15 protein-coding genes are annotated in these 14,513 nt (G+C 52.1%); 12 read left to right on the forward strand and 3 right to left on the reverse strand.

From position 1 onward, the window contains the following. Position 1: 1 nt before the first annotated feature. Genes hisD through hisIE form a run of 7 tightly spaced genes read left to right on the forward strand, consistent with a single transcriptional unit; the run spans position 2 to position 6,145 of the window. Positions 2-1,294 (forward strand): histidinol dehydrogenase, encoded by a 1,293-nt coding sequence (hisD, locus tag TK45_RS03590; protein ID WP_131257258.1) that lies wholly within the window; start codon positions 2-4, stop codon positions 1,292-1,294. Further along, positions 1,291-2,370, forward strand: coding sequence for a histidinol-phosphate transaminase (hisC, locus tag TK45_RS03595; protein ID WP_131257259.1), 1,080 nt, complete (start codon positions 1,291-1,293; stop codon positions 2,368-2,370). The genes hisD and hisC overlap by 4 nt, the downstream gene beginning before the upstream one ends. Then, positions 2,367-3,437, forward strand: a complete 1,071-nt coding sequence (gene hisB / locus TK45_RS03600; RefSeq protein ID WP_131257260.1) for a bifunctional histidinol-phosphatase/imidazoleglycerol-phosphate dehydratase HisB — start codon at positions 2,367-2,369, stop codon at positions 3,435-3,437. Before hisC ends, hisB begins: the two co-directional genes overlap by 4 nt. Then, a complete protein-coding gene (hisH, locus tag TK45_RS03605) occupies positions 3,437-4,027 on the forward strand; it encodes an imidazole glycerol phosphate synthase subunit HisH (protein ID WP_131257261.1) in 591 nt (196 codons plus the stop codon). The genes hisB and hisH overlap by 1 nt, the downstream gene beginning before the upstream one ends. Before the next feature lie 2 nt (positions 4,028-4,029). After that, on the forward strand, positions 4,030-4,767 hold the full coding sequence (gene hisA / locus TK45_RS03610; RefSeq protein WP_131257262.1) for a 1-(5-phosphoribosyl)-5-[(5-phosphoribosylamino)methylideneamino]imidazole-4-carboxamide isomerase: 738 nt from the start codon (positions 4,030-4,032) through the stop codon (positions 4,765-4,767). Beyond that, a complete protein-coding gene (gene hisF, locus TK45_RS03615) occupies positions 4,749-5,528 on the forward strand; it encodes an imidazole glycerol phosphate synthase subunit HisF (RefSeq protein WP_131257263.1) in 780 nt (259 codons plus the stop codon). Before hisA ends, hisF begins: the two co-directional genes overlap by 19 nt. Beyond that, positions 5,525-6,145, forward strand: coding sequence for a bifunctional phosphoribosyl-AMP cyclohydrolase/phosphoribosyl-ATP diphosphatase HisIE (hisIE, locus tag TK45_RS03620; protein ID WP_131257264.1), 621 nt, complete (start codon positions 5,525-5,527; stop codon positions 6,143-6,145). Before hisF ends, hisIE begins: the two co-directional genes overlap by 4 nt. A gap of 25 nt (positions 6,146-6,170) precedes the next feature. On the opposite strand, the gene TK45_RS03625 is transcribed toward hisIE, so the two are convergent. The 3 genes from TK45_RS03625 to TK45_RS03635 all read right to left on the reverse strand — a co-directional run bounded on the left by TK45_RS03625 (position 6,171) and on the right by TK45_RS03635 (position 11,278). Next, positions 6,171-8,162: an extracellular solute-binding protein gene (locus tag TK45_RS03625; RefSeq protein WP_165490684.1), complete on the reverse strand. Its 1,992-nt coding sequence runs from the start codon at positions 8,160-8,162 to the stop codon at positions 6,171-6,173. Between the two features lie 179 nt (positions 8,163-8,341). Then, the gene (locus TK45_RS03630) at positions 8,342-9,784 is read right to left on the reverse strand and encodes a sensor domain-containing diguanylate cyclase (RefSeq protein WP_131257266.1); all 1,443 of its coding nucleotides are present in this window, start codon (positions 9,782-9,784) and stop codon (positions 8,342-8,344) included. A 216-nt stretch (positions 9,785-10,000) separates the two neighbouring features. Continuing rightward, a complete protein-coding gene (locus TK45_RS03635; RefSeq protein ID WP_131257267.1) occupies positions 10,001-11,278 on the reverse strand; it encodes an NAD(P)/FAD-dependent oxidoreductase in 1,278 nt (425 codons plus the stop codon). Between the two features lie 199 nt (positions 11,279-11,477). Here TK45_RS03635 and TK45_RS03640 point away from each other — a divergent pair, with 199 nt between their 5' ends. From TK45_RS03640 to TK45_RS03660, 5 genes are read left to right on the forward strand one after another with little or no spacing between them, the layout of a single operon-like run. Then, the gene (locus tag TK45_RS03640; protein WP_131257268.1) at positions 11,478-11,792 is read left to right on the forward strand and encodes a metalloregulator ArsR/SmtB family transcription factor; all 315 of its coding nucleotides are present in this window, start codon (positions 11,478-11,480) and stop codon (positions 11,790-11,792) included. Between the two features lie 11 nt (positions 11,793-11,803). Next, positions 11,804-12,271 carry an arsenate reductase ArsC gene (locus TK45_RS03645; RefSeq protein ID WP_131257269.1) on the forward strand — a complete coding sequence of 156 codons (468 nt, stop codon included), beginning with the start codon at positions 11,804-11,806 and terminating at the stop codon, positions 12,269-12,271. Further along, the gene (gene arsH, locus TK45_RS03650; RefSeq protein ID WP_131257270.1) at positions 12,268-12,975 is read left to right on the forward strand and encodes an arsenical resistance protein ArsH; all 708 of its coding nucleotides are present in this window, start codon (positions 12,268-12,270) and stop codon (positions 12,973-12,975) included. Before TK45_RS03645 ends, arsH begins: the two co-directional genes overlap by 4 nt. Positions 12,976-12,993: 18 nt before the next feature. Continuing rightward, positions 12,994-14,010, forward strand: a complete 1,017-nt coding sequence (gene arsB / locus TK45_RS03655; RefSeq protein WP_131257271.1) for an ACR3 family arsenite efflux transporter — start codon at positions 12,994-12,996, stop codon at positions 14,008-14,010. 1 nt (position 14,011) lies between these two features. Then, a complete protein-coding gene (locus tag TK45_RS03660; RefSeq protein ID WP_131257272.1) occupies positions 14,012-14,509 on the forward strand; it encodes an arsinothricin resistance N-acetyltransferase ArsN1 family A in 498 nt (165 codons plus the stop codon). The last annotated feature ends 4 nt before the right edge of the window (positions 14,510-14,513 follow it).

Below are 14,513 nucleotides of genomic sequence, written 5' to 3' on the forward strand. Positions count from 1 at the left end.
CATGTTACGCTGGAATTCCCTCACCGCTACACAACAACAGGCCGCTCTGGCTCGTCCGGCGCTGGCCGAGGAACAGGCACTGCGTGATACGGTAGCTGGCATCTTACGCAACGTGGAGCAAAACGGTGATGTCACACTCAAAGCGCTGACAGCGCGTTTTGAAGGCGTCACGCTGGACTCACTGGCGCTGCCACAATCTGAACTGGACAGTGCCGAGGCAGAACTGCGCTCCGAGGTTAAACAGGCTATCGAACTGGCCTATGACAATATTCGCGCGTTTCACAGCGCGCAAATGCCACAGGATATCCGGGTTGAAACCCGCCCCGGCGTAGTGTGCGAATTAAAGCACGCACCGCTGGACGCGGTAGGACTGTATATTCCGGGCGGCACCGCGCCCCTGCCCTCCACCGTGCTGATGTTAGGTACCACAGCGCAGGTTGCCGGTTGTGCACGCAAAGTGTTGTGTACGCCAGTAGGCAACAACGGTCGTATCGCCGCGGAGATCCGCTACGCGGCCAAACTGTGTGGCATCAGTGAAATTTACCTGGTCGGTGGCGCACAGGCCATCGCTGCCATGGCGTTTGGCACGGAATCTATCGCGAAAGTGGATAAAATTTTTGGCCCGGGCAACAGCTATGTTACCGAAGCCAAACAACAGGTCAGCCAGCGCGCCGATGGTGCAGCCATTGATATGCCTGCCGGTCCGTCCGAAGTGCTGGTGCTGGCCGATAGTGGAGCCAATCCGGTGTTTGTCGCCGCTGACTTACTGTCTCAGGCGGAGCATGGCAGCGATTCACAGGCCATCTTAGTGTGTAACAGTGAAGCGCTGATTGCTCAGGTAAAAGCCGAAGTCGACAAACAGTTAGCTACGCTGAGCCGCCGTGAGATCGCCGCCCAATCCATGGCCAACAGCCGTTATATTCTGACCGACTCGCTGCAAGAGAGTATTGCCGTTTCTAATGCCTATGCACCGGAGCACCTTATTGTGCAGACCCGCGATGCCCGCAGTTTACTCGGTCAGCTAAAAAACGCCGGTTCGGTGTTCCTCGGCGCCTGGTCGCCGGAGTCGGCCGGCGATTATGCCAGCGGCACCAATCACGTATTACCTACTTATGGCTATGCCAAAAACTATTCCAGCCTGGGATTAATGGATTTTATGCGCCGTTATACCGTGCAGGAACTGACTGAACAGGGTTTAAAAAATATTGGCCCGGCGATTATGGCGCTAGCCAACGCCGAGGGTCTTGATGCCCACCTGCAGGCCGTGGCGAAACGCATGGAGATGTTAAAGTGAGCCAACTCGTAAAAAATTTACTGTGCAGCTATGTCAAAGCGCTGCAACCTTACCAGTCTGCACGCCGCCTCTATTCAGGCGGACAGGACTGGCTGAACGCCAACGAATCTCCGTTTGCCAATGACTATCAACTGGACAGCAGCAAACTCAATCGTTACCCCAGCTGTCAGCCATCTAGCGTGATTAACGCTTATGCCAGTTACGCCGGCGTGAAACCGGAAGAGACACTGGTAAGCCGTGGCGCCGACGAAGGCATTGAACTACTGGTGCGCGCCTTCTGTGAACCCGGCAAAGACAGCGTACTGATTTGCCCGCCTACTTACGGTATGTACGCCATCAGCGCGCAGACCTTCAATGTTGGGGTTGAACAAGTAGCGTTAAACGACGATTTCAGTCTGAATACCGATGCGATGTGTGCCCTGGTCGGCAAGGTCAAAGTGGTATTTATTTGCTCGCCAAATAACCCCACCGGCACCGATGTGCCCGCCGCGCAAATTGAAAAGGTACTCAATGCCTTTGCGGATAGCGCTATTGTAGTAGTGGATGAGGCCTATATTGAGTTTTCATCCGCCCAAAGCTGGGCGAGTAAACTGGCGCAGTATCCTAATCTGGTGGTGTTGCGCACCCTGTCCAAAGCGTTCGCACTGGCCGGGATCCGCTGTGGCTTTACGTTAGCGTCGGCAGAAATTATTCAGGCGCTGCTAAAGGTCATTGCACCCTATCCATTGCCAGAGCCGGTGGCGCAAATTGCAGCGCAGGCACTGACCGATGAAAGCATCCTGCACATCAAGCAGCAGATTGCGATTCTGGATCAGCAAAAAGGCAAATTACTCTACAACCTGCTGGAGATGCCACAGTTTGAACAAGTTGGTGACAGTGCCGCTAACTTTATTTTGCTACGTGCAGCGCAGCGCGAGGGCCTGATGAACTATTTAGTCAGTCAGGGCATTCTAATCCGCGATCAGTCCAAGCAACTGAATTTACAAGACTGTTTACGAATTACCGTTGGCAGTGACGAACAAAACCAACGCTTACTGGAAGCCATCCAGCGTTTTTATCAGAGTGAACAAGCATGAGCCAACAAGCCATTTTATTTATTGACCGTGATGGAACCCTGGTAGAGGAGCCGCCGGTAGACAAACAACTGGATAGCTTAGAAAAGCTGGTGTTTGAACCTATGGTGCTGCCGGTGCTGACCCGTCTGCAACAGGCTGGCTACCGACTGGTTATGGTATCTAATCAGGATGGACTGGGCACCGACAGCTTCCCACAAGCGGATTTTGACCTGCCCCACGATAAAATGATGCAGGTGTTCGAGTCTCAGGGCGTGCGCTTTGACGATGTGTTGATTTGTCCGCATTTCGACAGCGATAACTGCAGTTGCCGCAAGCCGAAACTGGGTCTGGTGAAAGATTACCTGCAACAGGGCAAAGTGGATTTCACTAATTCTTTTGTGATTGGCGACCGCCAGACAGATATCCAACTGGCAGAAAACATGGGCATTGTCGGCATTCGCTACGATCGTGAGCAAAACAACTGGCTGGCCATTGAGAAACAGCTGCTGGGTAAAAACCGTATCGCCGAGGTGCACCGCAAAACGTCAGAAACCGATATTCGCGTGCGGGTCGATCTGGATGACAGCAGTAAGTCCACCATTCATACCGGTATCGGTTTTTTCGATCACATGTTGGATCAAATCGCCACCCACGGCGGGATTAACCTGCAAATTGCGGTCAGCGGTGATCTGCATATTGATGAACACCATAGCGTTGAAGATACCGCGCTGGCACTGGGCGACGCGCTGCGTAAAGCCTTGGGTAACAAGCGTGGTATCGGTCGCTTTGGCTTTGCTCTGCCGATGGATGAATGCCGTGCCGAATGCGTGCTGGATATCAGCGCCCGCCCGTGGATGAAATTTGACGCCGACTTTACCCAGGAAAAAGTGGGAGAAATGTCGGTGCAGATGGTACCGCATTTCTTTCGTTCACTGGCCGACAGCATGGGCATTTCCCTGCACCTGTCCACCACCGAGGGCAATGCACACCATCAGGTAGAAAGCCTGTTTAAAGTATTCGGCCGCGCGCTGCGCCAGGCTGTCAGCAAACAAGGTAATGATCTGCCTTCATCAAAAGGGGCATTGTGATGGAACTGGTGATCGTCAACACCGGTTGCGCCAATATTGCCTCGGTACGCTTTGCCATCGAGAGACTGGGATATGCCGTGCAGGTCAGTGATGATGCCGCGGTAATCAAAGATGCGGATAAAGTCTTTCTGCCCGGCGTAGGCTCTGCTGGCGCAGCCATGAGCCAAATTCAAGCCAAAGGCTTAGACAAAATCCTGCCATTCCTGACTCAGCCGGTGCTGGGTATTTGCCTTGGCATGCAATTGCAAACGGCTTTTTCCGAAGAGGGCGATGTGCCATGCCTCGGCATGATCCCAACCCGCGTCAACAAACTTCAGGTAGGTAACCTGCGACTGCCGCATATGGGTTGGAACCAGATCCGCGTGACGCAAAATCACGCGTTGTTCGATGGCATCGCCAATGACAGTTATTTCTACTTCGTACATGGCTTTGCTGCCCCCGTCTCCGACGTCACGCTGGCGTCCTGCGACTATGGCCAGGCCTTCTCTGCCAGTATCGGCAAAGACAATTTTATGGGCGTGCAATTCCACCCGGAACGTTCCGGCACCAATGGTGCGCGCCTGTTGCGCAATTTTATAGAGCAGTGCTAATTATGATGCTTCCTGCAATTGACCTTATTGATGGCAAAGTCGTGCGCCTGTATCAGGGTGACTATGGCCAGAAAACCGAGTATCAGCTCGACCCCATCGACGTTGTGCACAGTTACGCCGATCAAGGCGCCGACTGGTTACATATTGTTGATTTAACCGGTGCCAAAGACCCGGCCAAACGTCAGCTTGGCTTAATCAAACAAATGGTTGCTACCGGCCGTATGCAGTTTCAGGCCGGCGGTGGCATTCGCAGCGAACAGGATGTTGTGGATTTTCTCGACGCGGGCGTCAGCCGTGTGGTGATTGGCTCTGTGGCAGTCAGCCAACCAGATACCGTGCAACAGTGGATGCACACCTATGGTGCGGAAAAAATCGTGCTGGCACTGGATGTAAATATCGATGCCAACGGCAATAAGCATATCGCCACCCACGGCTGGCAAACGGACAGCGGTGTGGCATTAGAACCGCTACTGGAGAGCTATCTGGCTGCGGGCGCCAAATACGTGCTGTGCACCGATATCAGCCGCGATGGCACCCTGCAAGGTGCCAATGAAGCTCTGTACCGCGATATGACCAAGCAATTTCCTACTGTGGCCTGGCAGGCATCTGGCGGCATTGGCTCACTGGCCGATATCGCGCGCCTCAAACCCAGCGGGGTTGACCGGGTCATTCTCGGTCGCGCCCTGCTGGAAGGTAAATTCACCCTGAAGGAGGCAATCCAATGCTGGCAAGACGCATAATTCCGTGCCTCGATGTACGCGATGGCAAAGTGGTCAAAGGGGTTAAGTTCCGTAATCACGAAATCATTGGTGATATCGTTCCCTTGGCAGAACATTACGCCAGTATCGGTGCTGACGAACTGGTGTTTTACGATATTACCGCCTCCAGCGATGACCGCGTAGTAGATAAAAGCTGGGTTAATCGTATTGCCGAGGTTATCGATATCCCGTTTTGTGTGGCTGGCGGAATTAAATCCGTGGAAGATGCCGGACGCATTCTGGAAATGGGAGCCGACAAAGTGTCGGTTAACTCCCCGGCTTTATCCGATCCCAGCCTGATAACCCGCCTGCACGACACCTTCGGTCAGCAATGTGTGGTGGTCGGTATCGACAGTTTTTTTGATGAAAACAGCGGTACTTATCAGGTTCATCAGTTTACCGGCGACGAAGCCCGCACTCAGAAAACACGCTGGCAAACCGCCGATTGGGTCAAAGAAGTGCAACAGCGCGGCGCCGGCGAGATCGTGCTTAACTGCATGAATCAGGACGGCGTACGTCAGGGTTATGATATCGCCCAGTTGTCCGCCATCCGCCAAAGTTGCAAGGTGCCGTTGATTGCCTCTGGTGGCGCCGGTGCCATTGAACACTTTATTGATGTATTTCAGCAAGCCGACGTAGACGGCGCGCTGGCCGCATCCGTCTTTCACAAAGCCATAATTAACATGGATGAACTAAAAGCCGCGCTGCATAAGGCCGGAATCGCGATTCGGAGTGGAGCATGAAACTAACCCTGGAAACCCTCGAACAACTGGCCTGGGATAAAATGGACGGATTACTGCCGGCCATCGTGCAACACGCGCAAACCGGTACGGTGCAAATGCAGGGCTACATGAACCGCGAGGCACTGGCGCACACCCTGCAAAGCGGCCATGTGACCTTTTTCAGCCGCAGCAAACAACGTTTATGGACTAAAGGTGAAAGTTCGGGCCACGTATTACAGTTAGCTGATATCAGTGCCGATTGCGATAACGACGCAATCTTGGTGCTGGCCATCCCCCATGGACCAACCTGCCATAAAGGCACACCAACCTGTTGGGCAGAGGCCGCCACCCCGTCGGTCAGTTTTATTGCCGAACTGGAACAAGTGATTGCCTCGCGTAAAGGCGCAGATCCAAACTCCAGTTACACTGCCAGCCTGTATGCCAAAGGCATTAAGCGCATCGCACAGAAAGTCGGTGAGGAAGGCGTGGAAACCGCGTTAGCAGCTACCGTACAGGATCTGGAAGAGCTGAAAAACGAGTCCGCGGATTTGCTATACCATCTACTGGTGCTGCTGCAAGCCAGCAACCTGTCGCTGGATGATGTGGTAGGTGTACTCAAAGCTCGCCACGGCAAATAAGATAATAAGGGGCGAAACGCCCCTTTTATTTTGTTCGTTCGAAATAACCGGCATCCAGCATGATTTTTTCTACCTGTCGCTGGGCCCGTTTAAGCGCCTCGTCTGCACTGATATCGCCCCGCACGGCACTGGCAATCAACAAACCCACCTGCTGACCAATAGCCGGAAACTCTGGAATCGGCACATATTGCATCCCCACGGTGGGGGCCGGCCGGCCGGCATGGGGCAGATCATTTTCCAATTGCTTGAGAACAAATTGGGCGTAATCCTGTGCCACGCCAAAATTCAATTCGTAAGATGAATAGCGTGCCCCAATCGGGGTCGGATTTTTTGCCAGCAAACGTTTGTTCACGTCAGCCGAGCCTAACCAGGCCGCCAATTGTTGCGCATAAGGTTTATTCCGACTGCTGGTCGGAATCGCCAGATTCCAGCCCCAATACCAGCGCGAACCAATATGGGTGCGTTGGGTTGGGTGACTGACATAACCAATGCGTTCCGGATGGCTATATTCCGCCGGGTCAAATAACCGACTGGCCGCACTGGTCGCATCCACGACCATGACCAGCTTACCAGCGACAAATAAGTCCAGATTTTCACGCCAGCCATAGTTTTCCGGATCCGGCGGCCCATAACGCTGCAGCATCTGAATATAGTATTCCAGTGCATCGAGCCAGGGGGCGGTGTTAAGCAACGGATGGTAATCATCGTCGAACCATTTGCCGCCAAAGCTATGTACCAAAGTGGTAAAAAACGCCATATTCTGGCCCCAACCGGGTTTGGCGCGAAATCCCACCGCATAGCGCTGCCCGTCACGGTCAATAATTTGCGCAGCCAGACGCTGAATATCCGCATAACTGGGGTTGTCCGGCATGGTCAGTCCCAACGCGGCAAAAATATCTTTACGATAAAACGTAATGGAAGTTTCGCTTTGCAGTGGTAAGGCAACGATTTCGTTATCTTTCAATAAATTATCACGTACTACAGGCAACACATCGGCAAATTCCGGGGTGTTGGTATCGATATCGATGGGCACCAGCCAGTGATTCTTTGCCCAGGTTTGCGCTTCATAATCCCCCACCATAATCACGTCAAACTGGCCGTCATCCACGGCTAAATCGGACATCAGCCTAGTACGTAAAATATTCTCCTCCATTACCCGCCAGGTCAGTTTGATATGCGGATGGGCCGCTTCAAATTCGTCGGTCAGTTGCTGCATTTGCTCAGCCAGATAAATATCGACTGCCCCGATGACTATCTCTGTTTTGTTGCCATCCGCCAGTTGGCGCTGAAAAAAGCCATGTTTATTCAGAATCCCACGTAACTGATTCGACTCAGCCAATAAATCCAATCCCTGCTCAAACCATGCCAGCGCTTGCTCGCTGTATGACAACGAAGGATTAAAGGCCAGATGATAGCCATTGGTTTGCTCACTGATCGGTAAAAAATCCAGTTGGCCAATTAAATCCGGGCGCTGGGTTACCATCAAATCCGCTGCCGTGTATTTGTCCATTAAGGCCAGATCAACCCGATCCAGTGCCAGCATGCCTAACTGTTGAAATTCTTCTGCAACAAATACCGGCACCACGTTGAGCTTTTTTAATTCCGAAGGTATCGATAAGGTACCGCGCAGCGCAGACAGCCGAACAGGCTGAGCGCCGGGTAAGGAAAGTGTCTGCACATCCAGCACAGTAGATTTTTTCTTTAGTAATACCTGTTGTGCGCCCGGCAGCACGGAAGAATAGCGGTATTGCGTCGCCAAGTTATCAAACTCGCCAGACGAAGCCCGCTCGCTGGACTGCTGCAGAATACGAATAGGTGCAATGGCATCCACCTGACCCGTTTCCAGCAATACCCTGGCCCTGGCCATGGGGTAAAATTCGATTTCTGCCCTTACCCCCACCTGCGCATAGGCGGCGGTGATCAATTCATTGACCATGCCCCTGTCCGGCAGTTGCTGTCCGGCATAGGGTTCGCGCTCGATGCTGGCAACTCTGACCACTTTTTCTGATGGCGGCATTGCATTGACCGAACATGAAATCGCTATACTTAACAGCCAAACGCAGTGCACCAGGCGAGTGAAAAACAGCAACGTCATACCTCACTTAATTGTTCAAATTTGGCCAAGTATAGCGCTTTATGCAACGGACGCAGGAGACGGTGTGAAATGTTCTAAGCGCTGCAACAGGGGTTATTGGTTCAATGTTTCGCGTCGTCGATATCTGCATAAAATTGAACGCCATGACGGCCTTCCCGTTTCACACGATAGAGGGCGATATCCGCTTTTTCCAACAATTCATCTTTACTGTTGCCATCCATCGGATAGCACGCGCAACCAATACTGACACCGATATGTAATGTCTGTCCCTCTATCGTAATTGGCTGTTGAATCGCGTTGAGAATCCGTTGTGCGGATAACAAAATACCTTCCTTGCCCTGCGGCTGATCGAGCAGTATGGCAAATTCATCGCCGCCAAGGCGCGCCACCATGTCTGTCTGACGGCAATGATGTCGAAAAATATCCGCAACAAACTTGAGCAACTCATCACCCATTTTATGACCGTAGGTATCATTAATTGGCTTAAATTTGTCGAGATCGAGCAGCAACACCGCAATCTCATTTGATGGTTCAGCCCGCTCCAACAATTGTTTGAAGTGGCCGAAAAAGGCCAGACGGTTAGCCAGCCCGGTAAGCTGATCTGTCATTGCCAGGCGGTGGATTTCCTGCTGCGCCAGTTTACGCTCAGTAATGTCATGCACCGTGCCATCTGAGCGTATAACATCTCCACGCTCATTGTATTGATGCACACACATTTCATGCACCCAACGTACCTGATGGTCATCACGGCGTATAATCCGATGCTCAATATCATAGTTATGCCCAGGCTGTTTGGATCGCTCAAACGCATCCTGCACGAATGCCAGATCCTCTGGGTGTACGGTGAGATAAAAGTTTTCCAGCGACGCAGGAAAATCAATTGGATTCGCGCCAAAGATATTGAATATTTCATCGGACCAAATTAGCTGATTGGATAGTAAATCAAGGCTCCAACTGCCCATACTAGCCACTCGCTGAGCTTGCTTTAGTGCCTCCTGCATCTGTTTTTGACGGGTAATATCAGTGCGGACGGCAACGTATTGGAATGGCTTCCCCTTCTCATTCAAAAATGGCACGATGGTCGCTTCTACCCAATAAAAGCTACCATTTTTGGCTCGATTTTTAATTTCCCCATGCCAGGCTTTACCTGACACAATTCGCTGCCACAACTCCACGAAAAACACTTTAGGGTGATGGCCAGAATTAAGCATGCGATGATTCTGACCAATCAATTCGTCCTGCGTATATCCACTGATCTCACAAAACTTGTCGTTTACGTAGGTAATATCACCTTTCGTGTTAGTGATACTGACGATGGCGTGCTCGTCCAGGGTAAGCTTCTGAAATTCTAAATCTCGATTTGCCTCTGCTAACGCCCGTTGACTCAATGTTTCAGACAGTCTGGCAGCCCGCGTCATCTTTACGTAGCGGCGTATTCCCAAAAAATACACCAGTGGGGTAGAAATAACGGCCAACAACGTGACATCGAGGACAATCTCCTGCCATCCATGCAATTCGGATGGCAGGATTTGAAAGAGCAGCATAATGCCGCCCTCCACAAACAAGATGATCAGCAGTACCCGGACGAAAATCTGGGAAATATTGTACTCGTACTGGCGTTGATTTGAACTCGGGTTCCCTTTAGCTGTATTCACGGCAAAAATACACTATCCATTTTACTCGTTGGCAACTTTACTAAGAGTAGTAACCAATTGAGAAACGAACAGTTTTTTGTCTGATCCAGCACAAATTTGTACGGGTTAATGTAATTTCATTTTGGGTTTAACCGAACGAATCAACTTTTCTGCCAGCCACAGGGCGATGGTTTTCCCCAGCCCATGTACCGCTTTTTGGTGCATGCGGTACAGTGACATATACATCAGCCGCGCCAGCGTGCCTTCCACAAATAAACTGCCTTTGGTCAGGTTGCCCATCAGGCTGCCTACCGCACTAAAACGTGCCAGATTGACCAGCGAGCCATGATCTTTGTATTCAAACGGCTGCAAAGGTTTATCGTTCAGTGCGGCGATGATATTCGTTGCGGCGGTATCTGCCATTTGATGTGCAGCCTGGGCGCGCGGAGGCACATAGCGACCATCCGCTTGCAAAAAGCCACAGGCATCGCCAATCACATAGATTCCATCTACCTGTTTGGCGCGCAGATGTGCATCACACTCAATCTGGTTTGCACGATTAAATACCAGCCCATCAATACGTCGCACAAAATCCGGCACCTTCACGCCCGCGGCCCACAATCTCAATTGGGCGTTAAGCACCTCACCGCTATCAGTAACAAAGCCCTGTTCGTTCGCCTCGGTGATTTTGCAATTTTCCAGCACTTCGACACCGAGCTTTTGTAATTCCTGCTTGGCAGCCTGGGAAATCCGCTCTGGTAGCGCGGGCAAAATGCGTGGCCCCGCCTCTATCAGGCGAATATGCAAACGATCCGGCGTCATATGACTCATGCCATAACGTTGCAGCAAGCGGGTCACATGATACAACTCGGCCGATAATTCCACGCCGGTCGCCCCACCACCGACAATGCCAATTTCCACCCTGCCCGGCTCGTCATCCTGATGAGCCCAGGTAAAGCGATTAAGCAGGTCATGCTGAAAACGCTCGGCCTGTGCCTGAGAGTCGAGAAAATAACAGTGGTCCTTAACGCCTGGGGTATTAAAGTCATTAGAAATACTGCCAATGGCAATCACCAGGGTGTCATAGGCCAGGGTATGTTGACGCTCATGGCTACGCAGGCTAAGGGTCTTTGCATTGGCGTCCGCGCCGGTGAGCTCGCCCAATACAAAGCGAAAGCCGTGTTTGGCGCCATGCGCCGAATAGGCCACACCGTCGATACTGGTATCCAGCGAACCGGTTGCCACTTCATGCAATAAGGGTTTCCAGATATGGGTACGGTTTTTATCTACCAGCACGATATCCGCGCGCCGCTTTTTACCGAGTTTATGGCCGAGCCGGGTAGCCAGCTCCAGCCCGCCTGCGCCACCGCCTACGATGACAATAGAGGGAATAGACTGCGTCATGTTGTGTTCCTAAAAGTGATAAAGAACTGCAGACTCAGGCAAATTCTGTACTTCTTTAGCACTTGTCAGATACATCACCAGCATACGCCGTTGCACAGATAAGCTCTAGGGGCGACACGGTTATAATCGTGGCAGGTCAGCCTTACACATATGAAAATTCATATATACAAATTTTCATATATGTACTACATTGCCACCCATGCAACCGATACTTTTTTTTAAAAGCCTGTCCGACGAAACCCGTCTGCTGTGTTTATTACTGCTGGTGCGCAGGCAAAGCCTGTGCGTGTGTGATTTTCAGAGCATGCTGCAGCTGAGTCAGCCAAAGATTTCCCGTCATCTTGCCGACTTACGTAATCAACAACTGGTGGAAGCCGAGCGCCGTGGCAAATGGATGTATTACCGTCTGCACCCGGCGTTGCCCGCCTGGTGCCTTGAGGTACTGACGCTGGCCGCACAGCAAGACACATCCCGTTTGGATAGGCTGATCAACCAATTAACCTGTGACTGTTAACGAGTAACCCGATGAAAGTACTCTATATCTGCACCCATAACCGCTGTCGAAGCATTCTCAGCGAGGCTATCACTAATCACCTGGCCAATGGCGCTATTGAGGCCAAAAGTGCCGGCAGCCAGCCTGTGGGTGAAGTCCATCCACTTTCAATTAAGTATTTGCAGGAAGCCGGCATCAATACCAATGGGCTACAAAGCCAAAGTTGGGATGAGTTCGAGGACTTTGCGCCGGATGTGGTGATTACGGTATGCGATTCGGCCGCAGGTGAAACCTGCCCGGTATGGTTTGGCAACAGCATCAAGGGCCACTGGGGATTAAGTGACCCATCCAAACTCACTGGTGATGAAGCCACCATCGCTAATGCATTTCGCGCCACTATCGAGGAGATCCGCCAGCGGGTCGCGATTTTATCCCGTATCGCTGCCGAGCCGCGCGATACCTGGCGTGATGCGCTGCAAAAGGCCGGAGTGCATCTATGAGCACTGAGCACTTACCTAATATCAACAATGAGCAGTTTGTTGTGCCTGAGGTTGAGAACTTCAGCAAAATCTTTAGCAAGCATAAACCGCGCATCTTACTGATGTATGGCTCATTGCGGGAACGCTCATACAGCCGTCTGGTGGTTGAAGAGTGCGAGCGATTACTGCAAGCCATGGGCGCCGAGACTAAAATTTTCGACCCGCGTGGTTTGCCACTGCCCGATGGAGAGGACGCCAGCCATCCCAAAGTGCAGGAGCTGCGCGAACTGGTGACCTGGTCAGAAGGTCAGGTGTGGTGTTCACCGGAACGTCATGGCGCCATGACCGGCATCATGAAGTGCCAGATTGACTGGATCCCCTTATCCCTCGGTGCGGTGCGCCCAACCCAGGGTAAAACTCTGGCCGTGATGCAGGTTTGTGGTGGCAGTCAGTCGTTCAATGCAGTAAACCAAATGCGTATTCTGGGGCGCTGGATGCGCATGTTGACCATTCCCAATCAAAGTTCAGTGGCCAAAGCCTTTCTGGAATTTGAAGAGGACGGCCGCATGAAACCGTCCGGCTACTACAATCGCATCGTTGATGTGATGGAGGAACTGATGAAATTCACCCTGCTGACCCGCGATAACAGTGCGTTTTTAACTCACCGCTACTCTGAGCGGGTCGAAAGCGCCGAAGAACTGATGAAACGCGTTAACCAAAAATAACAAGAGACGATTACAACCATGGGATTATTTGAACGTTATTTATCTGTCTGGGTCGGCTTGTGTATCGCCGCAGGCGTGCTGCTCGGCTCGCTGTTCCCTGCTCTGTTTGCCAGCGTTGCGGCGCTGGAAGTCGCCCACGTTAACCTGCCGGTGGCAGTGCTGATCTGGCTGATGATCTACCCCATGATGGTGCAGGTGGATTTTTCCGCCCTTAAAGATGTGGGCAAAAAGCCCCAGGGGCTGGTACTAACCCTGGTAATCAACTGGTTAATTAAACCCTTCAGCATGGCATTGCTGGGTTGGGCGTTTTTTCAGGGCATTTTTGCCGACATGGTCGACCCGCAATCCGCCAGCGAATATATCGCCGGCATGATCCTGTTAGGCGTTGCGCCATGCACCGCCATGGTATTTGTCTGGAGCCAACTGACCAAAGGCGACCCTAATTACACCCTGGTACAGGTGTCGATCAATGACATCATAATGGTTTTCGCCTTCGCGCCGATTGCCGCGTTCCTGCTGGGGATCAGCGATATTCAGGTACCGTGGGAAACCCTGCTTTTGTCGGTCGTGTTATATGTGGTACTGCCGCTGTTAGCCGGTTATCTGACCCGAAAAGCACTGGATAAACGCGATGACCATAGCGCGGTCAATGCCCTGGTCAGTCGCCTTAAGCCCTGGTCGATCATCGGCCTACTGGCCACCATCGTGTTGTTATTCGGCTTTCAGGCTGAAACGATTCTGGCCAAGCCGTTAGTGATTGGCCTGATTGCCATCCCCCTGATAATTCAAACCTACGGTATTTTCGCGATTGCCTATCTGGCCGCCAAATGGATGAAACTGCCGCACAATGTGGCCGCGCCAGCCTGCATGATTGGTACCTCAAACTTCTTCGAGCTGGCCGTTGCCGTGGCAATTTCATTGTTTGGTCTGCACTCGGGCGCCGCACTGGCGACGGTGGTTGGCGTTTTGGTTGAAGTCCCCGTGATGCTGTCTCTGGTGTATTTTGCCAACCGCACGCGGCACTGGTTCAACTAACATGCTCACAGTGCGCGATGCGATCAGCGCGGATGTTGAGGCGATTACCCGGATTTACAATCTGGGTATTGCCTCAGGTACCGGCACACTGGATACCCATCCCCGCGAGCCAGCAGAAATCGCTGCCTGGCTGGACAAAGCCGCACGCTATCCCGTGCTGGTAATTGAGCAAGCCGGTGAAGTAGCCGGCTTTGCGCGCCTGTTCGAATACCGTCCGCGCGCCTGCTATGCCTCCATCGCGGAATATTCCATTTATCTGCATCCCGAGGCACAGGGCAAAGGTTTTGGTAGCACACTATTAGCCGCCTTGATTGAGCGCGCAAAATCGCTGACATTTACCAAACTGGTTTCGCGTATTTTTACTTTTAATCATGCCAGCCGGGCACTGTGTCAGAAGCTCGGTTTTCGTGAGGTCGGCGTATATGAGGCCCATGGCCAGCTAAACGGCCAATGGCTGGATGTGGTGATTGTGGAATACCTGATCCGCGAAAATTTGTAATTCG

The organism is Bowmanella sp. JS7-9 (genome assembly GCF_004329715.1).
Lineage (GTDB): Bacteria > Pseudomonadota > Gammaproteobacteria > Enterobacterales > Alteromonadaceae > Pseudobowmanella > Pseudobowmanella zhangzhouensis.